The organism is Roseateles aquae (assembly GCF_032337115.1).
Classification (GTDB): domain Bacteria; phylum Pseudomonadota; class Gammaproteobacteria; order Burkholderiales; family Burkholderiaceae_C; genus Roseateles_C; species Roseateles_C aquae.
This window is the reverse complement of the sequence record NZ_JAVXZY010000005.1, coordinates 279,995-303,373: the sequence shown is the minus strand read 5'-3', so window position 1 is coordinate 303,373 and position 23,379 is coordinate 279,995. Positions and strand designations below refer to the sequence as shown.

Here is a 23,379-nt window from a genome sequence, read left to right as displayed (position 1 = left end):
GTCCGAGCTTCCGACCCGCAAGACGATGTCTGCGCGGTCGCCCCCCCCTGCCCGCGGCATTGGCCGGTGCTGTCGACAGGGGCTTCGCGATCTCCGCACAGGGTGTGCGGGGGCGCATTCCACCAACTCATGACCAGGAGCCCCCATGTACAACTTCTCCAAAGCCATCCAGATGCCCGACGGCTCGCTGCTGCGCATCGAGCAGATGGCCCGCGTCTCGCTCTACGACAACGGTGTCGGCGTGCTGGACGACCGCGGTCGCATGATCAACTGGATCGAATGCACCGACGTGGACAAGCGCAACGCCATCGCCGCCATCCTGCTCGACGTGATGAATTCGCCGCGTCGCGCCAAGCAGCCCGACTGGCGGTTCCTGCACGATGCCGAAGCAGCCCCCCAAGCCCCCGTGCCGGCCGAGACGCCGATGCATGCGCTCGTGCCGCCGCGCCGGCAGTTGTCGGCTGACGCGCGCGAAGCATCGGCGTCGCCCCTGGCTTCGGTACAGGCATCGCCGATGACGAGCACGAGCGCACCCAAGGATTGAAGCGCGGCCCTGGCGAAGTGATGCGTTGATCGCTGCGCCAGGACGCTCGCTCGCAAGTTCCAAGCAGACCGCCTCGATGGCGGTCTTTTTTTTCTTCCTTCGGCAGTGGCGACCTGGATGGCCGCTGCCGGTGTCATTTATCCGATGGGGGAGTAAAGACATGCAATTTGACACCGACGAGGTCTTGCACGCGGCAGGCCTCGATCCCGGGCGGGATTCGGTAACTGGGGGCGTCGCAGCAAGCCGCGCCGCCATCGATGCTTGTGCGATGACTGGAGGCTTGCTTCGCGCCGCCATCGGCAAGCCCATCCAGCCCGGTCCGAGCCGCGGCGACGAGGACTTGCTGTCCCATTTCGATGCCCGCTTCATGGCCTTGATCCGGCAGGAGTTGGTGGAACCTGGCAACGCTGCCTTGCTGGGCGGTGGAGGGGAGGACGACGGTGACGGCATGGCCGATCAGCGTCTGCTCGACGCCCAAGCGCTGGCCGACTACCTGACGCTCCGGCAGGCGGGCCGCCCTGCCGGCCCAACAGACTTGCAGCATGCCTTGAAGCGAGCTGGTCTGGACAGGCAGGGGCGGCGCGGCATCATCCGAGCCCTTGGCCCCCGCGTCGTCGTGGGATTCGATGCTGAGTGGGTCCGCTCCAAGCGCGGTCGGAATTTGATTATTTGCGTCCAGCTTTACTTGATCGGCCCCACCGGCAAGACGCACGTCAAAGTGATCGAGCTGATTGGGCCCGATGGCCAGGGCTACCGTCCTCGTCTGTCCGACGCGCTGGCCGAGTTGCTGGACGAAGCGGATGCAGAGGGTGTCATCGACGAATGGCCACACGAAGTGCTGCTGGCCGGGCACTTCACGCGGGCGGACCTGACGGCGTTCTCTGATTTCAAGGAGCTGCGCGGCCAGTTGGACGGCGTGAACGGCACCTTCGCAACGGTGGCCGAGCCAGCCGTTCTGAAGCCGAGCGCGAATTTCGCTCGTGAGACCAGACTCAAGAGCAAGTACCACTTCCTGGTCGAGAACGGCATCGACCTGACCCAGCTGAAGGTCCGCATCGTCGACACCAGCCGCATCGCCCCGCCGGGGACGCCGCTGGAGAAGATCGGGCAGTGGCTGGGCGAGCCCAAGATCGAGCTGCCGGCGGGTTTCAGCAAAGAGGACATGCTCAGCTTCGCTCGCAAGGAGCCGGCACGCTTCCGTGAATACGCGGTTCACGACGCGCGCCTGGCGGCGCTGTACGCGATCTGGACGATGTGGTTCTGCGACCGGTTCCTGGGCCTGCGAGGGCTGTCATCGACGGTCAGCGGCATTGCGGTTCGGCTGGCCGAGCAGTGCATGCGGCGGGATGGTGTCCACCCGGATGTCGCGCTGAATTTCGAGACGCGCAAGCGCACGGCCTGGGGTACGCGCGACGACAGACCTATCACGATCAGTGAGCGGGTTCCGACGCCCATCCGGCGCTGGCTGGAGCCGTTCGTTTCCGACGCCTTCCTCGGTGGGCGGAATGAGTGCTTCCAGTTCGGCCCATCCAAGGTCGGGACTTTCTACGACCCGGATCTGGCTGGGGCCTATGTCACTGGCTTGGCCTACGTGCAGTCGCTGGACTACTCAAAGGCCTACACAACTCGGGATGTGAAGGACCTAATCGGCCACGTCGCGGCGTTCGCCCAGGTGAAGTGCAAGTTTCCGGCGGGCACCCGATTCCCCTGTCTGCCTCAGCGGGTCGGTGACTTCGGGCTGTACTTTGTGCAGGAGGGGATAAGCATCGCTACGGCGCCCGAGATCGAGCTGGCCCTTGCGATGGGCGCCGAGATCGAGATCCTGTTCGCGGTGGTGATTCCCTGGAAGAAGCGCGCTGACGTCTTCCTGGAAAGCGCCCAGCGCTTGCGTGCCCCGGCCAAGTCCGCGAAGAAGTCGGCCAAGGCGACCGCTGCTAGCCTTGATCAAGACCTGCTCGATGAAGCGGCACGCGGCATGTTGGCACTGCCGGGCCTTGCCTTTCCGCCGGAGTCGCACGGTGACACGGGCTATCGGCCTATGGAGAGCTTTGCCATCTACGTGCGGCAGATGCGCCTGCTGTTCCGCCGGAAGTCACTCGCCTTCGAGTTCATGAAGGTGATCGGGAACGGCGTTTATGGCAAGGTCGGCCAGGGCCACAAGGGCAAGCGGCAGTTCGGGCCGCGCGAGATGGAGAGTCGCCTGGTCGGTCCGTCGCGAATGTCTGAAGCGGCGATCGCAGCGCTGGTATGCGGCTTCATCCGTGCCGTGGTGGGCGAGATCCTGTGGAAGCTGCCAGCCAGCGCCACGGCCATATCGGTGACGACGGACGGCATGCTCATCGACGTGCCGCCAGAGCAGATGGATCTCAGCGGCGAGATGTGTCGGCGCTACCAGGCCTTGGTTGACCGGGTGGCGCCGGGCACGTCCATGATCGAGCTGAAGCACCAGGTCCGGCAGGTCTTCGCAGCCCGCACCCGCGGGCAGTTCACAACGCTGCCCGATGGCGACCATCCCTTGGTCATCGCCAAAGCTGGGCACAAGGTCGTGCTCGACGGCGACGAGGCCCATCGACAGTGGCTGATGAGCCCGGCTGGTCAGTCCGACTTCATGGTGCGCCTGGCCTTGAATCGCTACCCCGGGCAGGTCCTCGTGCGCGACATGCCCTTTTCGGCCCGCCAGCAGTTGGAGAACGACTGGGACTTTCAGAAGGAGCCCAAGGACGTGAAGGTGGCGCTGGAGTTCGATTTCAAGCGCATGCCGGTCGATGCCCGAATGGTCCAGGTGGAGGGCTTCGGCGTAGAGCATCTGGCCTTCGACACTGTGCCCTGGCCCACGGCCGAGCAGGGCGAACTGGTGCGGACGATCTTTGATCGGTGGCGGCAGACGAACTGCCTCAAGTCCATGGACGACTGGAATCGCTGGCGCGCCGAGATGATGCTGCGGCTGCGCAACCGCAGGATCGTGCGCGTCGACCAGGCAGTCTCGGACTCGTCGATCGTGTCATCGAAGTCCGATGGCAAGGACCGGGCGACGGCAGGCGGCAGCACCACGCGCGGGGTGACGGGCCGCGTCTATGCGCGCGGCGGCGAGGACAAGTACCTGCGCATCGTCGTGCGCACGTTCCTATGCGCGTTCGTCAAGCGCGCCTGGGGGCTCGCCGAACCTGGACTCAGCCAAGCCGAGCTGGCGACCTGGCTCACTGAGCAGGGCTATCCGGTGAAGCTCCACGATGTGAAGAACGCTGGCCGGTCGGTGCTCAATGAAAACGTCGCAGTGCACGCGCCCGATGTGCAGCGGTTCCTGGCGCTGGTGAAGGGCCGATTCACAACCCTGGAGGTCGAGCGGTTCCTGGTCGCCGAGGTCTAGGACCGATGGGTTCAGCACCTGGCTGGGGTGTGCAACGCCAAACCCCAGCCAGGTGCCCATGACCAAGCCCCGTTGAGCTGTGCTCAACGGGGCTTCGTTGCTTCATAGACGCCGCGCTGTCGTCGTAAGTAGAAACGCCCGCCGCAGATCGAACTTCCACTGAGTTAGTCCGTACGCACCCCGAATATCATCGATACCCAAATAGGGGAGAAGAATTCGATGGCACAAATCGATTCGGGTATGGATTCCAGGGTGGCGGTCCTGGTGGATTGCGACAACACCACGCCCGAGATTCTGGAATATGCGCTGCGGGTCGTCGCCCAGTTTGGGCGGGTGGTGCTGCGGCGGGGCTATGGCAACCACGCCACCCTGGCCAACAAGTGGCAGGAAGCGCTCGTGCGCCTGGCCTTCACGCCCTGCCTGCAGTACCAGTACGCCGCCGGCAAGAACACGGCCGACATTGCGCTGGCGCTGGACGCGGTCGAAGCCCTCTTCGATCAGCGCGCCGACACCTTCTGCCTGGTCACCAGCGACTCCGATTTCGCCTACCTCTGCCGCAAGCTGCGCGAGCGCGGCGCCACTGTGCACATCGTCGGCGAGGCCAAGACACCCGATGCGCTGCGCAACGCCAGCGACCAGTTCTTCGAATGGCTGCCCCCCGAGCCCCCCGCTGAGCCGGCAGGGTCGGCGGCTGCGGCCAAGGCCGCACCGCCGCCCGCTCCCAAGCCGGTGCCCAAGAAGCGCCCCAAGGCCGTGCTCAATGCCGTGAGCCTGCTTGTGGCCGACACGCCCGACGGCCGCGTCGGGCTAGGCGCGCTGGGCCAGTACCTCAAACGCACCGACCCCGGCTTCTCGCCAAAGGCCTACGGCCACGCCGCACTGTCCGATATGGTTCGGGCCTACCCCGAACTGCTGCTGGCCCAGGAGAACAACTCCGGTCACTGGGTCAGCCTCAAACCCAAGGCCGCCGCCCCGGCGTCGGCCTCCGCTACCGCTTCCTGAATTCATTCATGCTCGACGACATCAAGAAAACCCTCTGGGCCACGGCCGACAAGCTGCGCGCCAATATGGACGCGGCCGAATACAAGCACCTGGTGCTGGGCCTGATCTTCGTGAAGTACATCTCCGACACCTTCGCCGCGCGCCGGGCCGAGGTGGTGGCACGGTTGGCCGACCCGAACGACGAGTACTTCTATGGCGACGTCAGCCTCGAAGACCTGGCAGCCGAGGCCGACGACCGCGACTACTACACCGCCGTAAACGTGTTCTGGGTGCCCGAGGCGGCCCGCTGGGAATCCCTGCGCGGCCAGGCCAAGCGGCCCGAGATCGGCAAGCTGATCGACGAGGCGCTGAGCCTGATCGAGGCCGAGAACCCCAAGCTCAAGGGCATCCTGGACAAGCGTTATGCCCGTGCGCAGCTGCCCGACGGCAAGATGGGCGAGTTGGTGGACCTGGTGTCCACCATCGGCTTTGGCGAGAACCCGAGTAGTGCCCGCGATGTGCTGGGTCAGGTGTACGAATACTTCCTGGGCATGTTCGCTAGCGCCGAGGGCAAGCGAGGCGGTCAGTTCTACACGCCGGCCAGCATCGTCAAGACGCTGGTCGCCGTACTGGCACCGCACCACGGGCAGGTCTACGACCCCTGCTGTGGCTCGGGCGGCATGTTCGTGCAGAGCGAGCGCTTCATCGAGGCCCATGGCGGCAAGCTGGGCGACGTATCCATCTACGGCCAGGAAGCCAACCCCACCACCTGGCGCCTAGCCGCAATGAACCTGGCTATTCGCGGCATCGACTTCAACCTGGGCCGCGAGCCGGGCGACACCTTCACGCGCAACCAGCACCCCGACCTCCGCGCCGACTTCATCCTGGCCAACCCGCCCTTCAACATCAGCGACTGGTGGCACGGCAGCCTAGAGGGCGACCCGCGCTGGCAATACGGCGACCCGCCGCAGGGCAATGCCAACTACGCCTGGCTGCAGCACATGCTGCACCACCTCAAGCCCACCGGCCGCGCCGGCATCGTGCTGGCCAATGGCTCGATGAGTTCCAGCCAGAACAACGAGGGCGTCATCCGCGCGGCAATGGTGGATGCCGACGTTGTGGAAGTCATGGTGGCCCTGCCCGGTCAGCTGTTCTTCAACACCCAGATTCCGGCCTGCCTCTGGTTCTTAGCCAAGAGTAAGCCCGGTGCGCGCAAGGGACAGGTCTTGTTCATCGACGCGCGCAAGCTGGGCCGCATGATCTCGCGTGTGCAGTGCGAGTTTGCTGATGAAGAGATCGAGCGCATTGCGGCTACGGTGGCTGCCTGGCGTGGCGAAGTCCCGACCGGCGAGGTGGTTGGCGAGTACGGCGATGTGCCGGGCTTCTGCCGCAGCGTGCCGCTCGCCGAGATTGCTCAGCACGGCCATGTGTTGACGCCGGGGCGCTATGTGGGCGTCGAAGAAGTCGAAAACGATGACGAGGCCTTTGCCGACAAGATGACCCGCCTGACCGAGCGGCTGGGCGAGCAGATGGCTAAGGGGGTGGAGTTGGATGCGCTGATTCGGGCAAAGCTTGGAGGCCTTGGGTATGAGTTTTGAGCTCACGACCCAGTCGGTCATCGAACTCGTCAGCGACGGTGTGCTCTGGGTAGAAGATGGAAACCATGGGGAGAATCGGCCGCTTGCGCCTGAGTTCGTTGACCAGGGCACTCCGTTCGTTCGGCCTGACGATCTATCGAATGGCACCGTCAACTTTCGTGAATGCGACCACATCAACGAGGCGGCGCTCAAGCGAATCAGGAAGGGTAAGGGGAAGGCGGGCGATATCGTCTTTACTCACCGCGCTACGGTGGGTCGAATTGCACGAGTTGGTGCGGGCGCGCCTGATTTCGTCGCGAATCCTGGCGTGACGGTTTATCGCAGTAAACGCACAGACGTTCTTGACACCAACTACTTGTACTACTTTATGCAGGCGCCGTACTTTATGCGGCAGGTCTGGGCTGAGGCAGGCAACACAGACACCTTTCCCTATGTCAGCCTGACACAGCAGCGGCGGTTAAAGATTTGCTACCCGCGCATTGAAACCCAACGCGCCATCGGCGAGGTGCTTGGATCTCTCGATGACCGCATCACACTGCTACGCGAAGCCAACGCCACTCTGGAAGCCATTGCCCAGGCGCTGTACAAGTCCTGGTTCGTGGACTTCGACCCCGTGCGAGCCAAGCGCGAAGGCCGCCCCCCCGAAGGTATGGACGAAGCCATCGCCGTTTTCTTCCCCGATGGCTTCGAGAACTCGGAGCTAGGGCAGGTGCCGAAGGGCTGGAGGACTGCGACCCTCGGTGACTGCACTGCGTATCTGAACCGAGGTATCTCACCCAAGTACATTGACAAGGGCGGCGTTCTGGTCCTAAACCAGAAATGCGTTCGAGACTTCGCTGTCGATTCAACAAAGGCGCGTAGGCACGACCCTGCCCAAAGGAAGGTGGAAGGGCGCGAGCTGCAACCGGGTGACGTTCTCGTGAACTCAACAGGCGTAGGCACGTTGGGGCGCGTCGCTCAGCTTGTTGAACTCGAAGAGCCATCGATCGTCGATTCCCATGTCACAGTCGTTCGCACGAACGAAAGACTCAGCTGGAACTTCTTGGGGCTGACACTCATGCGCATGCAGCCCCAGATCGAGCAGTTCGGAGAAGGCACCACAGGACAGACTGAACTGAGCAGGGGCAAGCTGGCAGGCATCCCGCTCGTCGTCCCTCCAGTAGCAGTTGTCAAGCGCTTTGACGAAATCGTCGTCCCGCTGCGGAAGTGCATCGCGGCGAACCAGGTGCGAGCAAAGACGCTCGCAGCCCTTCGAGAATCCCTGCTCCCCCGTCTGATCTCTGGCCAACTCCGATTGCCGCCCGTTGAAACTGAAATCGCGGCTCTGCAATGAACGCGGAATCGACCAGCACTCAATGGAACATCGACGAGACGCGTCGGTTGGTGAACTCGCGTTGGGGGCCCGGTCAGCTCTGGAAAATCCGCCCCGTGCTCCGCGCATCAACCGTTCGCATGCTCCACGCGAACTATCACTACGCCGAGTACCAACGCATCGTCAGCACTCATGTCGACGAACGTTTGGCCGCTGGCACTGACATTTGGACGATCGGGCTTCCCGGTAGTCGACAGGAGTCCGATCAAAGCAACTTGTTCTTCATCCAGTGTGAAGCACACCTGTTCGCCTGTGCTCAAGCCATCCACGCTACCTGCGACATCCTGGCCCATGTGGTGTTCTACGCGTTGGGGCTAAACCTTGGCAGCGAGCCGTTCAAGCGGCGCGTCGATCTGCACTCGATTGCTGACTTTCTGAAGAAGACGAAGCAGGCCGACGCCAGACTGGTGCCGTTGAGTGAGGAATTCGAGCTACTGCGGCAGAGCGCGGAATTTCTTGAAATCAATGCTCTGGTTAATCAGCTCAAGCATCACGGCGGTCCCACTGTGAATCTGGCGCTGGAGCCAGCCGAGGGCCAACCGTACGAGGTGCGCTTTGATGAGTTCCAACGACCGGACGGTTCTCGGCCAGCCAAAGCGGCCAAGCAGGTTCTGGGTTCAGCGTACGAACGTGTCAACGTCGCCACGGTCAATATCGGAAGAGCTCTGAACGTGTGGCTGCACGCCTGCGCGCCCGCTACCGCCGCAGAAGCGACCGCAGTTGATGCCGAAGCCAGCCCGAGCTGACCTGGCAACGAGAAAGCCCATGACCGAAGACCAACTCGAAACCGACACCCTGTCTTGGCTGGCAGAGCTGGGCTACGTCCACCGCCATGGTGCCGACATCGCGCCCGATAGCGCGACGCCCGAGCGCAGCGACTACCGCCAGGTACTCCTGCGCGGCCGGCTGGCCCATGCGATTCATAAGCTGAACCCCGGCATCCCGGCCAGCGCCCGCGACGATGCACTGGCGCAGGTGCTGGATCTCGGCATCCCTGCCCTGCTCTCGGCCAACCGCGCTTTCCACAAGCTGCTGGTCAGCGGCGTGCCGGTGCAGTACCAGAAGGATGGCGAGACCCGCGGCGACTTCGTCCGGCTGATCGACTGGGGCGATGTGGCCGCCAACGAATGGTGGGCGGTCAACCAGTTCACGATCAAGGGCGCGCACCACACGCGCCGGCCGGATATCGTGCTCTTCGTCAACGGCCTGCCGCTGGTGCTGATCGAGCTGAAGAACCCGGCGGACACGCATGCCGACATCTGGAAGGCCTTCGATCAGATCCAGACCTACAAGGCCCAGATCCCCGACGTCTTCCAGTACAACGAGGTGCTGGTCATCTCGGACGGCAGCGAAGCACGCATGGGTTCGCTGTCGGCCGATGAAGAGCGCTTCCAGCAATGGCGCACGATCAGCGGCGCGGACCTGGACCCGCTGGGCCAGTTCAACGAGCTGGAGACGCTGGTGCGCGGCGCGCTGGCCCCGGCGATGCTGCTGGACTACCTGCGCTACTTCGTGCTCTTCGAGGACGACGGGCGGCTGATCAAGAAGATCGCCGGCTATCACCAGTTCCATGCGGTGCGAGCGGCCATCGAGCATGTGGTCGCGGCATCCCGGCCTGACAGCAGCGCGGCACTGCGCGGCAAGGGCGGCGTGGTGTGGCACACCCAGGGCAGCGGCAAGAGCATCACCATGACCTGCTTTGCTGCCCGGGTGATGCAAGAGCCGGCGATGGAGAACCCGACCATCGTCGTGATCACCGACCGCAATGACCTGGACGGCCAGCTGTTCGGCGTGTTCAGCCTCGCTCAGGACCTGCTGCGCGAGCAGCCGGTGCAGGCGACCACGCGGCAGGAGCTGCGGACGCTGCTGAGCAATCGCCCCTCCGGCGGCATCGTCTTCGCGACGATCCAGAAGTTCATGCCCGGCGAGGATGAGGACCTGTTCCCCATGCTCTCCGACCGACGCAACATCGTCGTCATTGCCGACGAAGCCCACCGCACGCAGTACGGTTTCGAGGCCAAGCTCAAGGAGGTCAAGGTCCGCAGCGGGCATGCGTCCAGCGCCCTGACCACCGACGGGGCCGAGCCTGCGCACACGGCGGGGGATTTTGAGTCCCCTGCGTACAAGACCAAGTACCAGGTCGGCTACGCCCAGCATCTGCGTGACGCCCTGCCCCATGCCACCTTCGTCGCCTTCACCGGCACGCCGGTTTCAGCGGCCGACCGCGACACGCGTGCCGTGTTCGGCGACTACATCCATGTCTATGACATGCAACAGGCCAAGGAAGATGGTGCCACCGTGGCCATCTACTACGAGTCGCGCCTGGCCAAGCTGCGCCTGAAGGATGAAGACCTGCCCACCATCGATGACGAGGTGGACGAGCTGGCAGAGGATGAAGAGGAAAGCACCCAGGCCAAGCTCAAGAGCCGATGGGCGGCGCTGGAGAAGGTCGTCGGCGCCGGGCCTCGCGTGGCCAGCGTGGCGGCCGACTTGGTGACGCACTTCGAGGCTCGCGATGCCGCGCAGCGCGGCAAAGCCATGGTCGTGGCGATGAGCCGCGACATCTGCGTCCACCTCTACGACGAGATCGTCAAGCTCCGGCCCAACTGGCATGACCTCGACCCCGAAAAGGGCGCCGTCAAGATCATCATGACCGGCTCGGCCAGCGACAAGGCATTGCTGCGCCCTCACATCTACAGCAGCCAGGTCAAGAAGCGGCTGGAGAAGCGTTTCAAAGACCCGGCCGATCCGCTAAAGCTCGTGATCGTGCGCGACATGTGGCTCACTGGTTTTGACGCCCCCTGCGTACACACCATGTACGTGGACAAGCCGATGAAGGGCCACAACCTCATGCAGGCGATTGCCCGCGTGAACCGCGTCTTCAAGGACAAACAGGGCGGATTAGTGGTCGACTACATCGGCATCGGCAACGAGCTGAAGGCGGCCATGCGCGAGTACACGGCCAGCCAGGGCCGCGGCCGGCCGACTGTCGATGCGCACGAGGCCTATGCCGTGCTGGCCGAGAAGCTGGATGTGCTGCGGGCCATGCTGCACGGCTACGACTGGAGCGGTTTCCTGACCGGCGGCCACAAGACATTGGCGGGTGCAGCCAACCATGTGCTTGGCCTGAAGACCGAGGGCAACCGCGACGGCAAGAAGCGCTTCGCCGACGCAGCCCTGGCCATGAGCAAGGCCTTCACGCTGTGCTGCACCCTGGACGAGGCCAAGGCCGTGCGCGAGGAAGTTGCCTTCCTGCAGGCGGTCAAGGTGATCCTGACCAAGCGCGACATCTCGCAGCAGAAGAAGACCGACGAGCAGCGCGAACAGGCCATCCGCCAGATCATCAGCCAAGCGGTAGTGTCCGACGCTGTCGTGGATATCTTCGATGCGGTCGGCCTGGACAAGCCCAACATCGGCCTGCTCGACGACGAGTTCCTGGCTCAGGTGAAGAACCTGCCCGAGCGCAATCTGGCGGTGGAGCTGCTGGAGCGGCTGCTGGAAGGCGAGATCAAGTCCAAGTTCGCCAGCAATGTCGTGCAGCAGAAGAAGTTTTCCGAGCTGCTGGGCAACGTCATCACCCGCTACCAGAACCGCTCGATCGAGACCGCGCAGGTCATGGAAGAGCTGGTCGAGATGGCCAAGAAGTTTCGCGAGGCGGCGTCACGCGGCGAGGCCCTGGGCCTGACCGACGACGAGGTCCGGTTCTATGACGCGCTGGCCAACAACGAGTCGGCCGTGAAGGAGCTGACCGACGAGACGCTGAAGAAGATCGCCCATGAGCTGACCGAAAACCTGCGCAAGAACCTGAGCGTGGACTGGTCCGAGCGCGAGAGTGTGCGCGCCAGCCTGCGGTTGATGGTCAAGCGCATCCTGCGCAAGTACAAGTACCCGCCGGACATGCAGGACGCGGCGGTGGAGCTGGTGCTGCAGCAGGCGCAGGCGTTGGGGGAGAGCTGGTCTTGAACGCCAAGCAACCGAAGATTTTCAACTCGTAAAAGGCGTCTGCAAAATCACCAAAGCACGCCGACTTTGAGAAAAATGGGAGAAACGTTCGATGCCAATGAACTACAAGCAATATCAGGACGAAGTAACAGCGGACGTGGCAAAAGTCCTCGGCGACGCTGAATGCCAACCAATCCTATTCATCGGATCCGGTTTCTCAAAGCGATATGCGAGAGGTCCAAACTGGGAGGAGCTCTTGACAACACTTGCTAAGAACTGTCCTCTTATCGAAAAGGACTTCGCCTACTACAAGCAAGCGTACAACGGCGATCTGAAAAAGATTGGCTCTGTATTTACAGATATCTATCGAGAGTGGGCATGGGGCAGTGGCAAAGAGCACTTTCCTGCCGAATACTTTACTTCTGCAGTTCCTGCCGACATCTTTATAAAGTACATGATCTCACAGTTGCTGACCGGCCTCGGCCCCGACGCAAAGGGCTCGTATGGCTCTGAGGAACTTGATGCCGAGATCGATGCACTGAAGAGCATTAGCGCGCACGCCATCATTACAACGAACTATGACCAAGTAATCGAGCCGCTGTTCCAAGAATACGAACCTGTGGTTGGCCAGCAAATAATGAGGAAGGGCTACTTGGCGATTGGTGAAATATTTAAAATCCACGGCTGCCGAACAATCCCACTCTCGATCGTTGTTAACGAAGCCGATTATCAGCGCTTCGACGAAGACCACAAATACCTAAGCGCCAAGCTGCTGACCTACTTTATCGAGCATCCACTCATATTCATTGGATATCGCGCTGACGACCCCAACATCAAGGCAATCCTGCATGATGTTTACCGCATGGTTCGCGCCTCCACGGCGGACACAGTACCCAACATCTATATCCTACAGTGGGATGAAAACATTACCGAGTCATCCTACCCCGCCCGGGAGTATGTCATTTCTGTCGCACCAGACATTAATCTTCGGATAAAGAGCATTTCCGCGAACTCATTTGAATGGGTATTCAGGGCATTCGGTCAGGCAGGAAGTTTAGAAAAAATAAACACTAAGCTCTTGCGGGCATTGATGGCTCGATCCATCGATCTCATTCGATCTGACATCCCAAAGAAGCATGTGGAGATCAACTTTCAGCAACTCGAACATGCTGTCGAGTCGGGCGAGAACTTCGCAAAGATTTTCGGTGTCACTTCACTTTCCGACCCATCAAAAGTCAACCTTGACTACAAGTACGCCATTAGTGGTGTCGCTCAGGAACTTGGGTTTGATCACTGGCATCCAGTCCGCGTGATGATCGGAAAGATTGCCGAAGATACCGGCTTTGACATTACCTCAACTGACAACCGATACCATATTGCATACAAGCTCGGCCACAAATCGGACCAACTTACTCACAAGTACACCGAGGCCGCAGTCGACCTTTTTCGTAGATTTCAGATGGGCGAACCACTCCAGCTTGACACAGGCGCTGTCGAAGTTGACAAGACCCTGGTATCTAATGTCGCAGCCTCGGGTTGAGGCCAGCACCCGGCGTCCAGGACATAGGCCAAAATGCTGCTCGATTGCCCTGAGCAAGGGAGCGGCCGGTTTCCATAAAATAGGCGGATGGCGCACTCTCACGCACTGATCAACCCTGCGATGCTTCGCTGGGCGCGTGGGCGCGTCGGTCTCGATGTACACGAGGCGGCGATCGCCGTAGGTGTGAAGCCAGAGCAGTTCCAGCGTTGGGAAGAAGGCGACGCGCAGCCCACCTTCAGGCAGGCTCAGCATGTCGCGAGCGCGCTGCATGCGCCGTTCGGCTACCTGTTCTTGCCCGAGGCGCCTGCCGATGAGCCCATCCTGCCTGACCTGCGCACCGTGGGCGGCGCCCCTGCTGGCCGGCCTAGTGTCAACCTCATGGAAACGGTCCAGCACGCCATGCAGCGGCAGGCCTGGTTCGCGGAGTACCTTCAGGAGCAAGGCGCCGGACCCTTGCCATTCGTCGGCCGTTTCAACACGAACTCCAGCGTGGCGCGGGTGGCCCAGGACATTCGCGATGTGCTTGGCGTCGATGTCGAGCAGGGGCAGCGCAACTGGGAAACGTACTACCGCGAGTTGATCGAAGCGTCCGAGCGTGCCGGGGTGCTGGTGATGCGCAGCGGCATCGTTGGCAACAACACCCATCGCAAGCTCGACGTGGGCGAGTTCCGGGGCTTCGCGATCAGCCACACGCTGGCGCCTGTCGTCTTCATCAACTCTTCCGATGCACCATCGGCACGACTGTTCACGCTGCTCCATGAGCTTGCCCATATCTGGATCGGCAGCAGCGGGATTTCCAACGCGGCGCCTGGCAACACCCGCCGTGAAGAGATCGTATGCAACGGGGTTGCCGGTGAGTTCCTTGCGCCGTCGGGTGTCTTTGCCGAGCTGTGGGCAGCGGCTGCGCAAGACCTCACTATGCGTGTGGCAGAGCTTGCACACCGATTCCATGTGAGCCGGTTCGTCGTCATCCGCAGAGCCCTGGACATGGGCCTCATTGATCAAGCGACCTACTCGGCCTTCTACCGTGCAGAGCTCGATGCCTTCCGCGCAGCAGAGGGCGGCGGTGGCAGCTTCTATCGGAATGCCGGCGCTAGGAACAGCGCCCGCTTCGCCCGTGCTGTCATCGCTGAGGCATTCAGCGGCCGCTTGCTGCTGCGCGACGCTGGCCGGCTGCTGGGGGTGCAGCCATCGAAGATCCGTGATTTCGCGGGGCAGCTTGGCGCATGACCTATCTGCTTGACGCCAACACGCTGATCGAGGCGAAGAACCGCTACTACCGCATGACGGTGTGCCCAGCCTACTGGAGCTGGGTGCAACGCAGCCATGGTGCCGGCGTGGTGGCCAGCATCGAACCCGTTGGCGCTGAACTCAGGCGAGGCAACGACGAGCTTGCTGAATGGGCCAAGAATCAGGACGGACTGTTCCTGCCCGTCTCTGATGAGGCCACGCAACAGGCGTTTGCCCAGGTCGCTGCGCATGTGGCCTCACAGGTGGTGGTGATGAAGGCTGGAGCGCTTGAAGAGTTCCTGGACGGCGCCGACCCCTGGCTCATCGCCAAAGCGATGACCACTCGGGATGCCGTCATCGTGACCCACGAGCAGTTCAACCTGCAGATGCGGCGCAAGTACAGCATCCCCAATGTGTGCCAGCACTTCGGCGTGACGTGGATCGACACCTTCGAACTGCTCAGCCGAACGGATGCCCGATTCGTCCTCGCGGACTGAATCTGGCGATGTCGATGGCGGACCGCTCCGGTCCTTCTGGTCCTGATCTGGTCAGCGTCTCGGCTGCAATCAAGCAGTTAGCCCGTGCACACCCCCGTCCCCCGCGCGTGTTGACGGCGTGCGGATCAGATGTAGGCAGGCTTACGAGCGCTTGTGCCTGTATGAATCCACAGATATAGTTGCCATTAGCACTCTCCAACATAGAGTGCTAACTTGAGGTAGAAAAAAGCCGCTCAAGGCTGGTACCCGAGAGCGGCTTTTGGCAAACCCTTAACCTTCCGACAAGGGCTGCCGTCCTGCGTGCACGCAGAGCCACTAAGCATACGCCACGGCTGAAGCCGTAGCTAGGCCCAACAGCACTGAGCAATGGACTTCTTAGGTTGGATCCAACGCTGCTTTAGTGAAAGGATCACATCATGGCAGCTGGTCGCAAGATTGGCCGGGACGCGAAGTCCGGCGAGTTCATCCCAGTACGCGAGGCCTTGCGTCGGCCAAGTACTACCGTCGTTGAGACAATTCCCGCGCGCAAGGCGCCGACCGCGCCGAGCAAGCCGAAAGGCAAGTAACGGCGACGTTTGCTTCAGGCAAATGTGGGCGGCTCTGGCCGCCCTTTTTTCTGATCCTAGCAACTTCCCCAGCCGCATTGCGGTGCACCAAACGCGCAAGCCCAGTCACTTAAGACGCCTCCATGCATCCTCAGACAATATCCAGTCTGGCGCGTTCAGTGCAGCCCTTGGTGTTTGAAACCGACCTGCCTGAATTCCCCTACACCATCTGGGGAACGACATTCCTTGTCGGGTACAAGCGGCGTGCGTTCATCTTGACGACGCGGCACACGCTGAGACCAGAGAGTATTGGCCCGCTCTGCATCTTCCCCAGCGACACCTCGCGCCGCATGCTGCCTTTGAAAGACGTGTTCTTCGCTCCAGAGGCAGATGTTGAAGATGACTTTGCTGACTTGGCCGTGATCGAGATTGATCAGGCGCGCTTGCAGCACCCAGAGTTTGCAGAAGCCACCTTGATCGACCTTGAGAAAGCCGGTGGTGACTGGTACTCGGCTCGGGACGATGCAGCATTTGTCGTCATGGGCTACCCCGAAGAGCATTCAACGATCGACTACGAGAACGGGGAAATGACGACTGGACGCATCGTGCTCCAAGGGCGATACCAGAAGGAATCCGCGCTGCCTTATCTCCATGAACTGAAGATCGCGGACGGACATGGGCTAAGCACGTTCAGCGGCTTCAGCGGAGGGCCTGTCTTCAGCTGGCATGAAAATCCTGAAGGGGCGGCAAGAGTATGTCTGTGCGGCATGGCGATACGCGGCACCGTGACATCTTCGATCATTCACTTTTTGGATAGATCGGTCCTGCTCGACGCCCTAGAGTTGAAGACTGGCCGGCCGCCAGCGACCGCACATTCCTAGACGAGTGTGAGCATCACGATGCTGCGCGGTCGACTCCCGGTCCTGCACCAGCCCCGTCATCAACTTCACGCGTCGCATGCTGGCTTTCGGTCAACTTCGAAGACAAGCTTCTTCTCCATGCGCTGTCGATCCACTGGGCGTCAAAGAAAAGCCGCCGCCCCAATTGGGGACGGCGGCGTACTTACTTGCCGAAACCGGCGCAGAAGTCGATGACCTCGTCAGCGGTCAAATCGAAGTGCTGGCCGATCTCGATTCGTGCTTCGGCTTCGTTGACTAGTGCGAAGCCACTAACGAACGGCGGCAGAGCCACCCCGTAGCGGTTTGACTTGATCGCCACCAGACCAACACGCCTCGCCGCTCGGCGCGCCCGTTGGTCGAGCGCCTTCCCAGCCCGCGCGATGCGCAAATCTTCAGAGATTTCCATGGTGTTTCCTTCATTGTCGGATTTCGAAAATGAAGGTGAGCCCGGATGCGTTCAGGGTCTCCAGACTCAAGCCCTCGGTGCGACGCACCCTGGCCATACCAAACCACGATCAATGCCCATGGGGCATAGCCTGAACGTGCGGGCATGATAGCGAAGACGATGCAAGTTTTGCGATCACCGAGTCGTGGGGGGACAGCATCACGATGCTGTGCGGTCGATTCCCGGTCCTGTAGACGTGGAAGGCGGCGCATCTGGTCCTGATCTGGTCCACATTTCCCGACCGCCAGCCTGCTACAATTTGACCTAAGTTACTGATTTTCAACAGGTTTGGCTTCGCGTCCGGTTCCCGTGGCGTAGGACTGTTAATCCGTAGGTCCCTGGTTCGAGCCCAGGTCGAGGAGCCAAATTGAAACCTCCAACATCGCAAGGTGTTGGAGGTTTTTTCTTTGCGCCTGCCGGGCTGAGCCGCAGACTCAGCGGCCCAGATGCTGATCGATGCGCTGCTGCACCGCCGCCTCGTTGCGCAAGACCTCGACGGCCAGGCCGTTGTCGGTCATTGCCGCAGTCCAGCTGGGCAGCGTCAGCGATGCGCCTTCGAGGTCTTCCGGCATCAGCCAGAGGTGCAAGGTATCGGCCGGCAGGGTGCGGGCCGCCAGGGCCATCAACTCACGGAAGCAGCCGATGGCCTCGGGCGTGGCCATCGCGCTGTCGTGCCACACCGTCAGCAGAATCAGCGCCGGCGCACCGGTCCAGCCGGCGAAATGTGCGGCCCACATGCGCCCATAGGCTTGCACGAATTCAAGATTGAACGGGCCATAGCAATGCCCGACCAGCACGCTGCCATGCTGCTCCACCTGCATGGCGCCATGCGGCGCAAATCGACCGCGGGCGAAATGGGTGACTTCGTCCGAGCTGCAGGGCATTGCGGGCGCATCCATCGTGAGCCGAGTATAGAAGTCGACCGGCCCCTCGGCACAGTGGACTCCACCCACCCCCTACTCTCGTCTTCAGCGCGGCTAGGCTTTGGCCGATCATGCCGGCATCAGACCGCGCCACGCACGAGGAGACCGCCATGCGAGAAACCGCTGCTCAAGGCTTCGCCTGGATTCGAGCGACGGCGCCAGCATTGATACTCGTTCTACCGCTGCTGGCCGGCAGCGCAGGCGCCGGACCCATGACCCTGCAATGGCAGGACAGCCCGGGCGACGGAGCCGCGCGCGGCGATCTGGTGACGGTCAGGCTGCAGTTCGACAGCAGCGGCCACTGGACGGCCTTCTGGTACGCCGACCCCGCGCATCCTTTCAACGGCTCGGTGCGTTTCAACCTCAACATCTTCAACACCGCGCTGGGCAATCCGGCGCTGGCTCACGCGCCGCACCTATCGCTGGACGGTTTTCACGACTTCCTCGGCGGCACGGCCAGCAGCTTCAGCTACAGCGGCCAAAGCGCCTTCCTTGGCGGCTGGAAAATTGGCGATGTGGTGACCACGGCCAATGACAGCAGCTTCATCTCCGGGCTGGTTGATCAGCAGGCGCCGTTCGGGCGCGACAAGCTGTTTGCGCAGGCCGCCGTCACGGGCAGCCTGCCCGAGCCGCGCGCCTGGGCCTTGACGCTGCTGGCGCTGGCCACGGCGCTGCTCGGCAGCCGCCGCCGCTATGCCAAGCTGGCACCCCGGCGGCCTCAGCCGAAATAGCCCATATTGCGCTGGCTGAAATTGGCCAGCTGCGGGAACATCGCACCCAGATCAGCGGCGCCCACGCCGAACCAGCTGGCCAAGGTGGCGCTCATCTGATCGACCGAGGTGCTGGGCAACCAGCGCCCCTCTTCGCTCACATCGTCGGGCCCGGCCAACACCAGCTGCGGCATGCGGCCATAAATGCCGCTGCGCACCGCGCCGCCGATGACGAACTGATGATTGCCCCAGGCATGGTCGCTACCGCCGCCAGACGCCGGCTGCAGGGTGCGAGCGAAGTCAGACGCGGTGAAGGTGCTGACCTGGCTGGCCACGCCCAGCTGCAGCGTGGCGTCGTAAAACGCCTTCAGCGCCGGGCCGAGTTGGCCAAACAGATTGTTCTGCTGAGCAAGCTGGTCGTTATGCGTATCAAAGCCACCCAGTGACACAAAGAAGATCTGCCGGCTCACGCCCAGGCTCTGCCGCGCCTCGATCATCTTGGCCACGGCCAGCAGCTGCTGGGCCAGGCTGTTGTTCTGCCCATTGAACAGGCCGGCCACGCTGCCGGTGCCGCTCAGCGCACTGTTCAGGGCATTGCTGGCAGCGAGCGCCTGGTTCATGACGGCCGCGGCGGCGCGCTCCTCGGCATTGGCATAGTTCTGCTGCAGCAAGCTGGTGTAGAGGCTGTAGAGCGGATTCTTGGCCGGGTTGCTGCCAAAGCCCTTGATGGCAAAGCTGCCCGAGGACGACACCGCCAGCCCGTCGCTGCTCACCCCATTGATGAACACCGCATTGCCGCTGACCGAGATCACCGTCGGCACCGCGCCGCCCACCGGCTGCAGATCGGCAATGCGCCCCGCCCAGCCACTGGGCTTGGCCAGGCCCGAGGCGCCCTGCTGCCATTGCGACTGCTGATCACTGTGCGAAAACAGATTGCCCGGCAGCGGCAGCTTGCCCCCCTGGTACTCGGCCATGCTCAAGGGGCGGATCAGCGTGCCCACATTGGCCTGCACGGCCAGATGACCCTGGTTCCAGATGTCCGCCAAGGGGGCCAAGGCGGCATGCAGGCCCAGGGTGGAACCGTTCAAAGGTGCCAGCGTCGACTGCTGCAGAGCCAGGCCGCCACTGCCCGCATTGCCGCGCGCCTTGGCATAGGCGGCATAGCCGCTGGCGTCGAGCGGCACGACCATATTGTTGCCATCGTTGCCACCGTAAAGGAACACGCAGACCAGGGCACGGTAATCGCCGCCGGCCAGCGGCGCGGACAGGGCCGAACCCCAGGGCGCCAGTGCGGCGGTGGCCGCCAGCGAGCCGGCCTGGCCGAGGAACTGGCGACGGTTCTTGATGCAAGGATTCATCTCAGTTCTCCACCAGGTATTCGGGCGACATCACGGCCAGGAACAAGGCGGCACGGGCGCGATCCAAAGGCTTGCTTGCCGGCGCGATTTGGGCCGCCTTCAGCAGGGCCTGGCCCAAGGTGCTGCTCATGCGCCCGGCAAACAGCACGCGGTTGATCTCGCGCACCAGGGCATCGGGCGTGGCGGCCAGGGCCTGCCAGCGGCTCAGGTCGATGCGGGTGCCGGTGGCGCCGGGCACGCTCGCATCAGGCGCAATGGGCGTGCCGCTGAGCGCGGTGGCCAACACACCACTGAGCTTGAAGGCCGCGCTCGCATTGAAGACACCGAAGGCCGGCCCATCGAGACCCGGGTCATTGGGCAGGTCGTAGTCCGGCGGGAAGAAGTTGAAGACGGTGGGCGGGCTGAAGATGGGCTGGCCCAGATTGGCCGCCTGCGAGCGCAGCCAGACGCCATCACTGCTGCCGCCCAGGCTGCGATACAGCGTGGTCAGCTGCAAGATCGGTTCGCGCAGCTTGCCGAAACTGGCTGGCTGGGCCGGCGCGCTGGCCTCCGGGTCCAGCAGGATGGCCGAGAGGGTCGCCTTCATATCGCCACGCGGCGAGCCGCCTGCGCCATTGAACGCAGCCGCAACACGGGCCACGTAGGCCGGGCTGGGATTGGCAGTGACCAAATGCTGGATCAGCTGGCGCCCGATGAAGGGGCCGACATTGGGGTGATTGAACACATTGCTGACCGCCGCTTCCAGATCTGCCTCGGCGCTCTGCCCGGCGGCCAGCGTCTGCCCGTTGAGCAGGGTCTTGGCCGCCGTGTCATGGTGCTCCGCAAAGGCGACCATGGGGCTAGCGAAATTGCTGGGATTGGGGAAGCGGTTGCGTCCGCCGGGGCGCTGCGGATAGGTCCAGCCGGTAAAGGCATGGGCAAAGCCTTCGATGTTGTCCTGGTTGTAGCTGGGCAGCGGCTTGCCGTCGGCCCCGGTCTTGGGCGTGCCGTCCAGGTTCAATTGCCACAGGCCGATGCTGAACAGCTGCAGCAGCTCGCGGGCATAGTTTTCATTCGGCTCGATGCCCTTGGCAGGGTTGGGCTTGTCGTTATTGGCCATGTTCAGAAAGGCACCCATGGCCGGGCTCAGCGTCACGTCGTGAAGCACATCGCGGAAGTTGCCGAAGGCGTGCGTCAGAAAGATGCGCTGGTAGTTCGCCATCGCATAGGGCAAGCGGATCTTGGTACCGGACACCACCAGGATTTCGCTCAGCGCCAGGGCGGTGCGCTGGCGCAGCTGGTCGGGCCCCGTCAGCGCATGCTGGAAGAACTGCAGCTGCAGCGGGAACAGGGTGTAGTGGTCGCGCTGGCAGGTGCTGGGCGAGCCGGTCGGGCAGCCGACGGTGGTGTTCGGGTCGACATAGGCGAAGCCGGTGTAGTCGCTCATCGGCTGAGCGAACTGGCGCTGTAGCCAACCGGCCCGGCCGAGTTGCATGGCCTCGCTGACGCTGGCTTCGGTGGGGCCGAAGCTGCCCTGCATCAGCAATCGCCGCGCATCGCCATCGCTGAGTGCCGTGGCCGCGTGGGCCAGGCCAAGACTGAGGCTCAGTGCGGCCAGGAACAAGGGGCTGCGGTAAGACTTCATCGGCGTCTCCTGTTCGCCGCCATCGTAGGCAGCAGTCCGGTAAATGTGTGAGGCGGCGATGTAAAGGTCTGTGAAAGCTGTGTCGCAGCTCACGCTTGTGGGTCAGCCAACAGCAGCGAAGACTGGATCGCGAAAACCTTGCATTTCGTCAAATCACTGTCACAGGCGGCGTGCACAATGCGAAGCATCCAAGGCGACAAACCGGCTGCAGATTGGGCAGAGTTCTGGAACCCGTCACCAGCGCCAGAGGAACCGTCTCGATGCGCAAGCATCCTGTCCGGAAAGCAGGGCCACCCTCGGTGGCCCTTTGCTTTTGTGGCGCCGGTTTTCGCGATGGCGCATGCGCTGTCGCCCGCTGGCCACATCGACACATCGTGGCTTGACCCCGCCGGCTCAACAAGCCGACACTCGCGCCTTCCACCAACCCCACAGGAGACGACCATGGCCAAGACTGATATTGCCCACCTCCTGTCGGCCCCCAGCTGCGCCCGCAGCGTCTGATTCAGCGTTGAACCGCTGTCGCTGAGCATCGCCTCGGCGGCCTGAGCGACCTCTTGATCAGCACTGCCGCGCCCAGCGCGCGGCCGACATTCGCCCTCTCGAAGCTGCTTCACCCGACTCGCCTTGCGCCGAGCTCGGGCCGGCAGCGCCTGTCCATCGGCCTGAGCGCGCAGATGCCCACGCGGCGCGCGCGCAGGCCTGATTCGAGCGAATCTCATGCTGTTTCAAGACCAAGACTTCCCCGCCCTGCAAAGCCTGGGCTTTTCTGAGGCCTTGCTGCCCGCCTTGCAGGCCGCGCCATGGCACGACGGCGCCCGCCTCGCGCGGCTGTGCGCGCTGCACCGCGATCAGCTGCAACTGCACGACACCGAGGGCACGCTGCCTGCCCGTGTGCGCCCCGAGCTGCAGCGCCAACTCGCCGCGGCGGACCAGAGCCTCGCTGTCGGTGACTGGCTGCTGTTCGAGGTCGACGCCAGCGGCCAGGCCTGGGCCTATGCGCAGCTGCCGCCGCTGAACCGGCTGTGCCGGCGCAATCCCGAGGGCTTCCGGCAGCCGCTGGTCAGCAATGTCGATCTGGCCTTGCTGGTGATGGGACTGGACCACGATTTCAATCTGGCCCGCCTCGATCGCTATCTGGTGCTCTGCCACAGCCAGGCACTGCCCTGCCTGATCGTGCTGAGCAAGGCCGACCTCTGCGCCGATCTGCCGGCCCGGCTGGCACCGCTGTACGGCCATCTGGCGCACAGCCACGCGCTGGATGTGCTGGCACTCAACGGCACGGCCGCGGCCGACAGTGCCGCCGCGCTGGCCCCCTGGCTACGCCCGGGGCAGACGCTGGTGCTGCTGGGCTCCAGCGGTGCCGGCAAAAGCACGCTGGCCAATGCGCTGACTCAGAGCGTCAGCCAGCAGACCGGTACGGTGCGCGCCGACGACAGCCGGGGTCGCCACACCACCACCGCGCGCCAGCTGCTGCACTGCCCGAACGGCGCCTGCATCATCGACACCCCGGGCCTGCGCGCGTTGCAGCTCGACGCCGATGCCCGCCAGGTCGACGCCGCGTTTGACGACGTTCAGCACCTCTCCCAGTCCTGCCGTTTTCGCAACTGCCGCCATCAGGGCGAGCCCGGCTGCGCCGTGCGCGAGGCCTTGCCGGAGGGGCGTCTGCGCAGCTACCAGAAGCTGCAACGTGAAGTCGCGCGCGAGCAGATGGGCCCGCTGGAGCGGCGCGAAGCGGTGTCGGTGTGGAAGCAGCGCAGCCGCGAGGCGCGCCACAAGCTGAAGCTCAAGCATGGCGACTGAGGCA

Annotated in this window: 17 protein-coding genes; 13 read left to right on the top strand and 4 right to left on the bottom strand. The window is 63.0% G+C overall.

Annotation, left to right across the window (positions count from 1 at the left end; genetic code table 11):
* The first annotated feature begins 145 nt into the window (after positions 1-145).
* The 11 genes from RQP53_RS14285 (at position 146) to RQP53_RS14235 (ending at position 16,497) form a co-directional block, all read left to right on the top strand.
* Positions 146-544, top strand: coding sequence for a hypothetical protein (locus RQP53_RS14285; protein ID WP_315651026.1), 399 nt, complete (start codon positions 146-148; stop codon positions 542-544).
* 160 nt (positions 545-704) lie between these two features.
* Complete coding sequence (locus RQP53_RS14280; RefSeq protein WP_315651025.1) at positions 705-3,911, top strand: hypothetical protein; 3,207 nt, start codon at positions 705-707, stop codon at positions 3,909-3,911.
* Between the two features lie 219 nt (positions 3,912-4,130).
* The gene (locus tag RQP53_RS14275) at positions 4,131-4,913 is read left to right on the top strand and encodes an NYN domain-containing protein (protein ID WP_315651024.1); all 783 of its coding nucleotides are present in this window, start codon (positions 4,131-4,133) and stop codon (positions 4,911-4,913) included.
* An 8-nt stretch (positions 4,914-4,921) separates the two neighbouring features.
* Positions 4,922-6,490, top strand: coding sequence for a class I SAM-dependent DNA methyltransferase (locus tag RQP53_RS14270; protein WP_315651023.1), 1,569 nt, complete (start codon positions 4,922-4,924; stop codon positions 6,488-6,490).
* Positions 6,480-7,823: a restriction endonuclease subunit S gene (locus RQP53_RS14265; RefSeq protein WP_315651022.1), complete on the top strand. Its 1,344-nt coding sequence runs from the start codon at positions 6,480-6,482 to the stop codon at positions 7,821-7,823. The genes RQP53_RS14270 and RQP53_RS14265 overlap by 11 nt, the downstream gene beginning before the upstream one ends.
* On the top strand, positions 7,820-8,608 hold the full coding sequence (locus RQP53_RS14260; RefSeq protein ID WP_315651021.1) for a hypothetical protein: 789 nt from the start codon (positions 7,820-7,822) through the stop codon (positions 8,606-8,608). The genes RQP53_RS14265 and RQP53_RS14260 overlap by 4 nt, the downstream gene beginning before the upstream one ends.
* A 19-nt stretch (positions 8,609-8,627) precedes the next feature.
* A complete protein-coding gene (locus RQP53_RS14255) occupies positions 8,628-11,825 on the top strand; it encodes a type I restriction endonuclease subunit R (RefSeq protein WP_315651020.1) in 3,198 nt (1,065 codons plus the stop codon).
* Between the two features lie 97 nt (positions 11,826-11,922).
* Positions 11,923-13,344 (top strand): SIR2 family protein, encoded by a 1,422-nt coding sequence (locus RQP53_RS14250; RefSeq protein ID WP_315651019.1) that lies wholly within the window; start codon positions 11,923-11,925, stop codon positions 13,342-13,344.
* 87 nt (positions 13,345-13,431) lie between these two features.
* Positions 13,432-14,574, top strand: coding sequence for a helix-turn-helix domain-containing protein (locus RQP53_RS14245; RefSeq protein ID WP_315651018.1), 1,143 nt, complete (start codon positions 13,432-13,434; stop codon positions 14,572-14,574).
* Complete coding sequence (locus RQP53_RS14240; RefSeq protein ID WP_315651017.1) at positions 14,571-15,071, top strand: DUF4411 family protein; 501 nt, start codon at positions 14,571-14,573, stop codon at positions 15,069-15,071. The genes RQP53_RS14245 and RQP53_RS14240 overlap by 4 nt, the downstream gene beginning before the upstream one ends.
* A gap of 688 nt (positions 15,072-15,759) precedes the next feature.
* A complete protein-coding gene (locus tag RQP53_RS14235) occupies positions 15,760-16,497 on the top strand; it encodes a S1 family serine peptidase (protein WP_315651016.1) in 738 nt (245 codons plus the stop codon).
* A 181-nt stretch (positions 16,498-16,678) separates the two neighbouring features.
* Here the strand turns inward: RQP53_RS14235 and RQP53_RS14230 are convergent, their stop codons facing one another.
* Together RQP53_RS14230 and RQP53_RS14225 are read right to left on the bottom strand one after the other, a co-directional pair.
* Positions 16,679-16,921 carry a hypothetical protein gene (locus tag RQP53_RS14230; RefSeq protein WP_315651015.1) on the bottom strand — a complete coding sequence of 81 codons (243 nt, stop codon included), beginning with the start codon at positions 16,919-16,921 and terminating at the stop codon, positions 16,679-16,681.
* A 473-nt stretch (positions 16,922-17,394) separates the two neighbouring features.
* Complete coding sequence (locus RQP53_RS14225) at positions 17,395-17,844, bottom strand: hypothetical protein (protein ID WP_315651014.1); 450 nt, start codon at positions 17,842-17,844, stop codon at positions 17,395-17,397.
* A 149-nt stretch (positions 17,845-17,993) separates the two neighbouring features.
* Here RQP53_RS14225 and RQP53_RS14220 point away from each other — a divergent pair, with 149 nt between their 5' ends.
* Positions 17,994-18,614 (top strand): hypothetical protein, encoded by a 621-nt coding sequence (locus RQP53_RS14220; RefSeq protein ID WP_315651013.1) that lies wholly within the window; start codon positions 17,994-17,996, stop codon positions 18,612-18,614.
* On the opposite strand, the gene RQP53_RS14215 is transcribed toward RQP53_RS14220, so the two are convergent.
* The gene (locus RQP53_RS14215) at positions 18,602-19,951 is read right to left on the bottom strand and encodes a DUF1501 domain-containing protein (RefSeq protein ID WP_315651011.1); all 1,350 of its coding nucleotides are present in this window, start codon (positions 19,949-19,951) and stop codon (positions 18,602-18,604) included. The two genes, RQP53_RS14220 and RQP53_RS14215, sit on opposite strands and share 13 nt — an antisense overlap.
* A gap of 1 nt (position 19,952) precedes the next feature.
* Positions 19,953-21,575: a DUF1800 domain-containing protein gene (locus tag RQP53_RS14210; protein WP_315651009.1), complete on the bottom strand. Its 1,623-nt coding sequence runs from the start codon at positions 21,573-21,575 to the stop codon at positions 19,953-19,955.
* Between the two features lie 717 nt (positions 21,576-22,292).
* Here RQP53_RS14210 and rsgA point away from each other — a divergent pair.
* The gene (rsgA, locus tag RQP53_RS14205) at positions 22,293-23,375 is read left to right on the top strand and encodes a ribosome small subunit-dependent GTPase A (protein WP_315651007.1); all 1,083 of its coding nucleotides are present in this window, start codon (positions 22,293-22,295) and stop codon (positions 23,373-23,375) included.
* Positions 23,376-23,379: the final 4 nt, after the last annotated feature.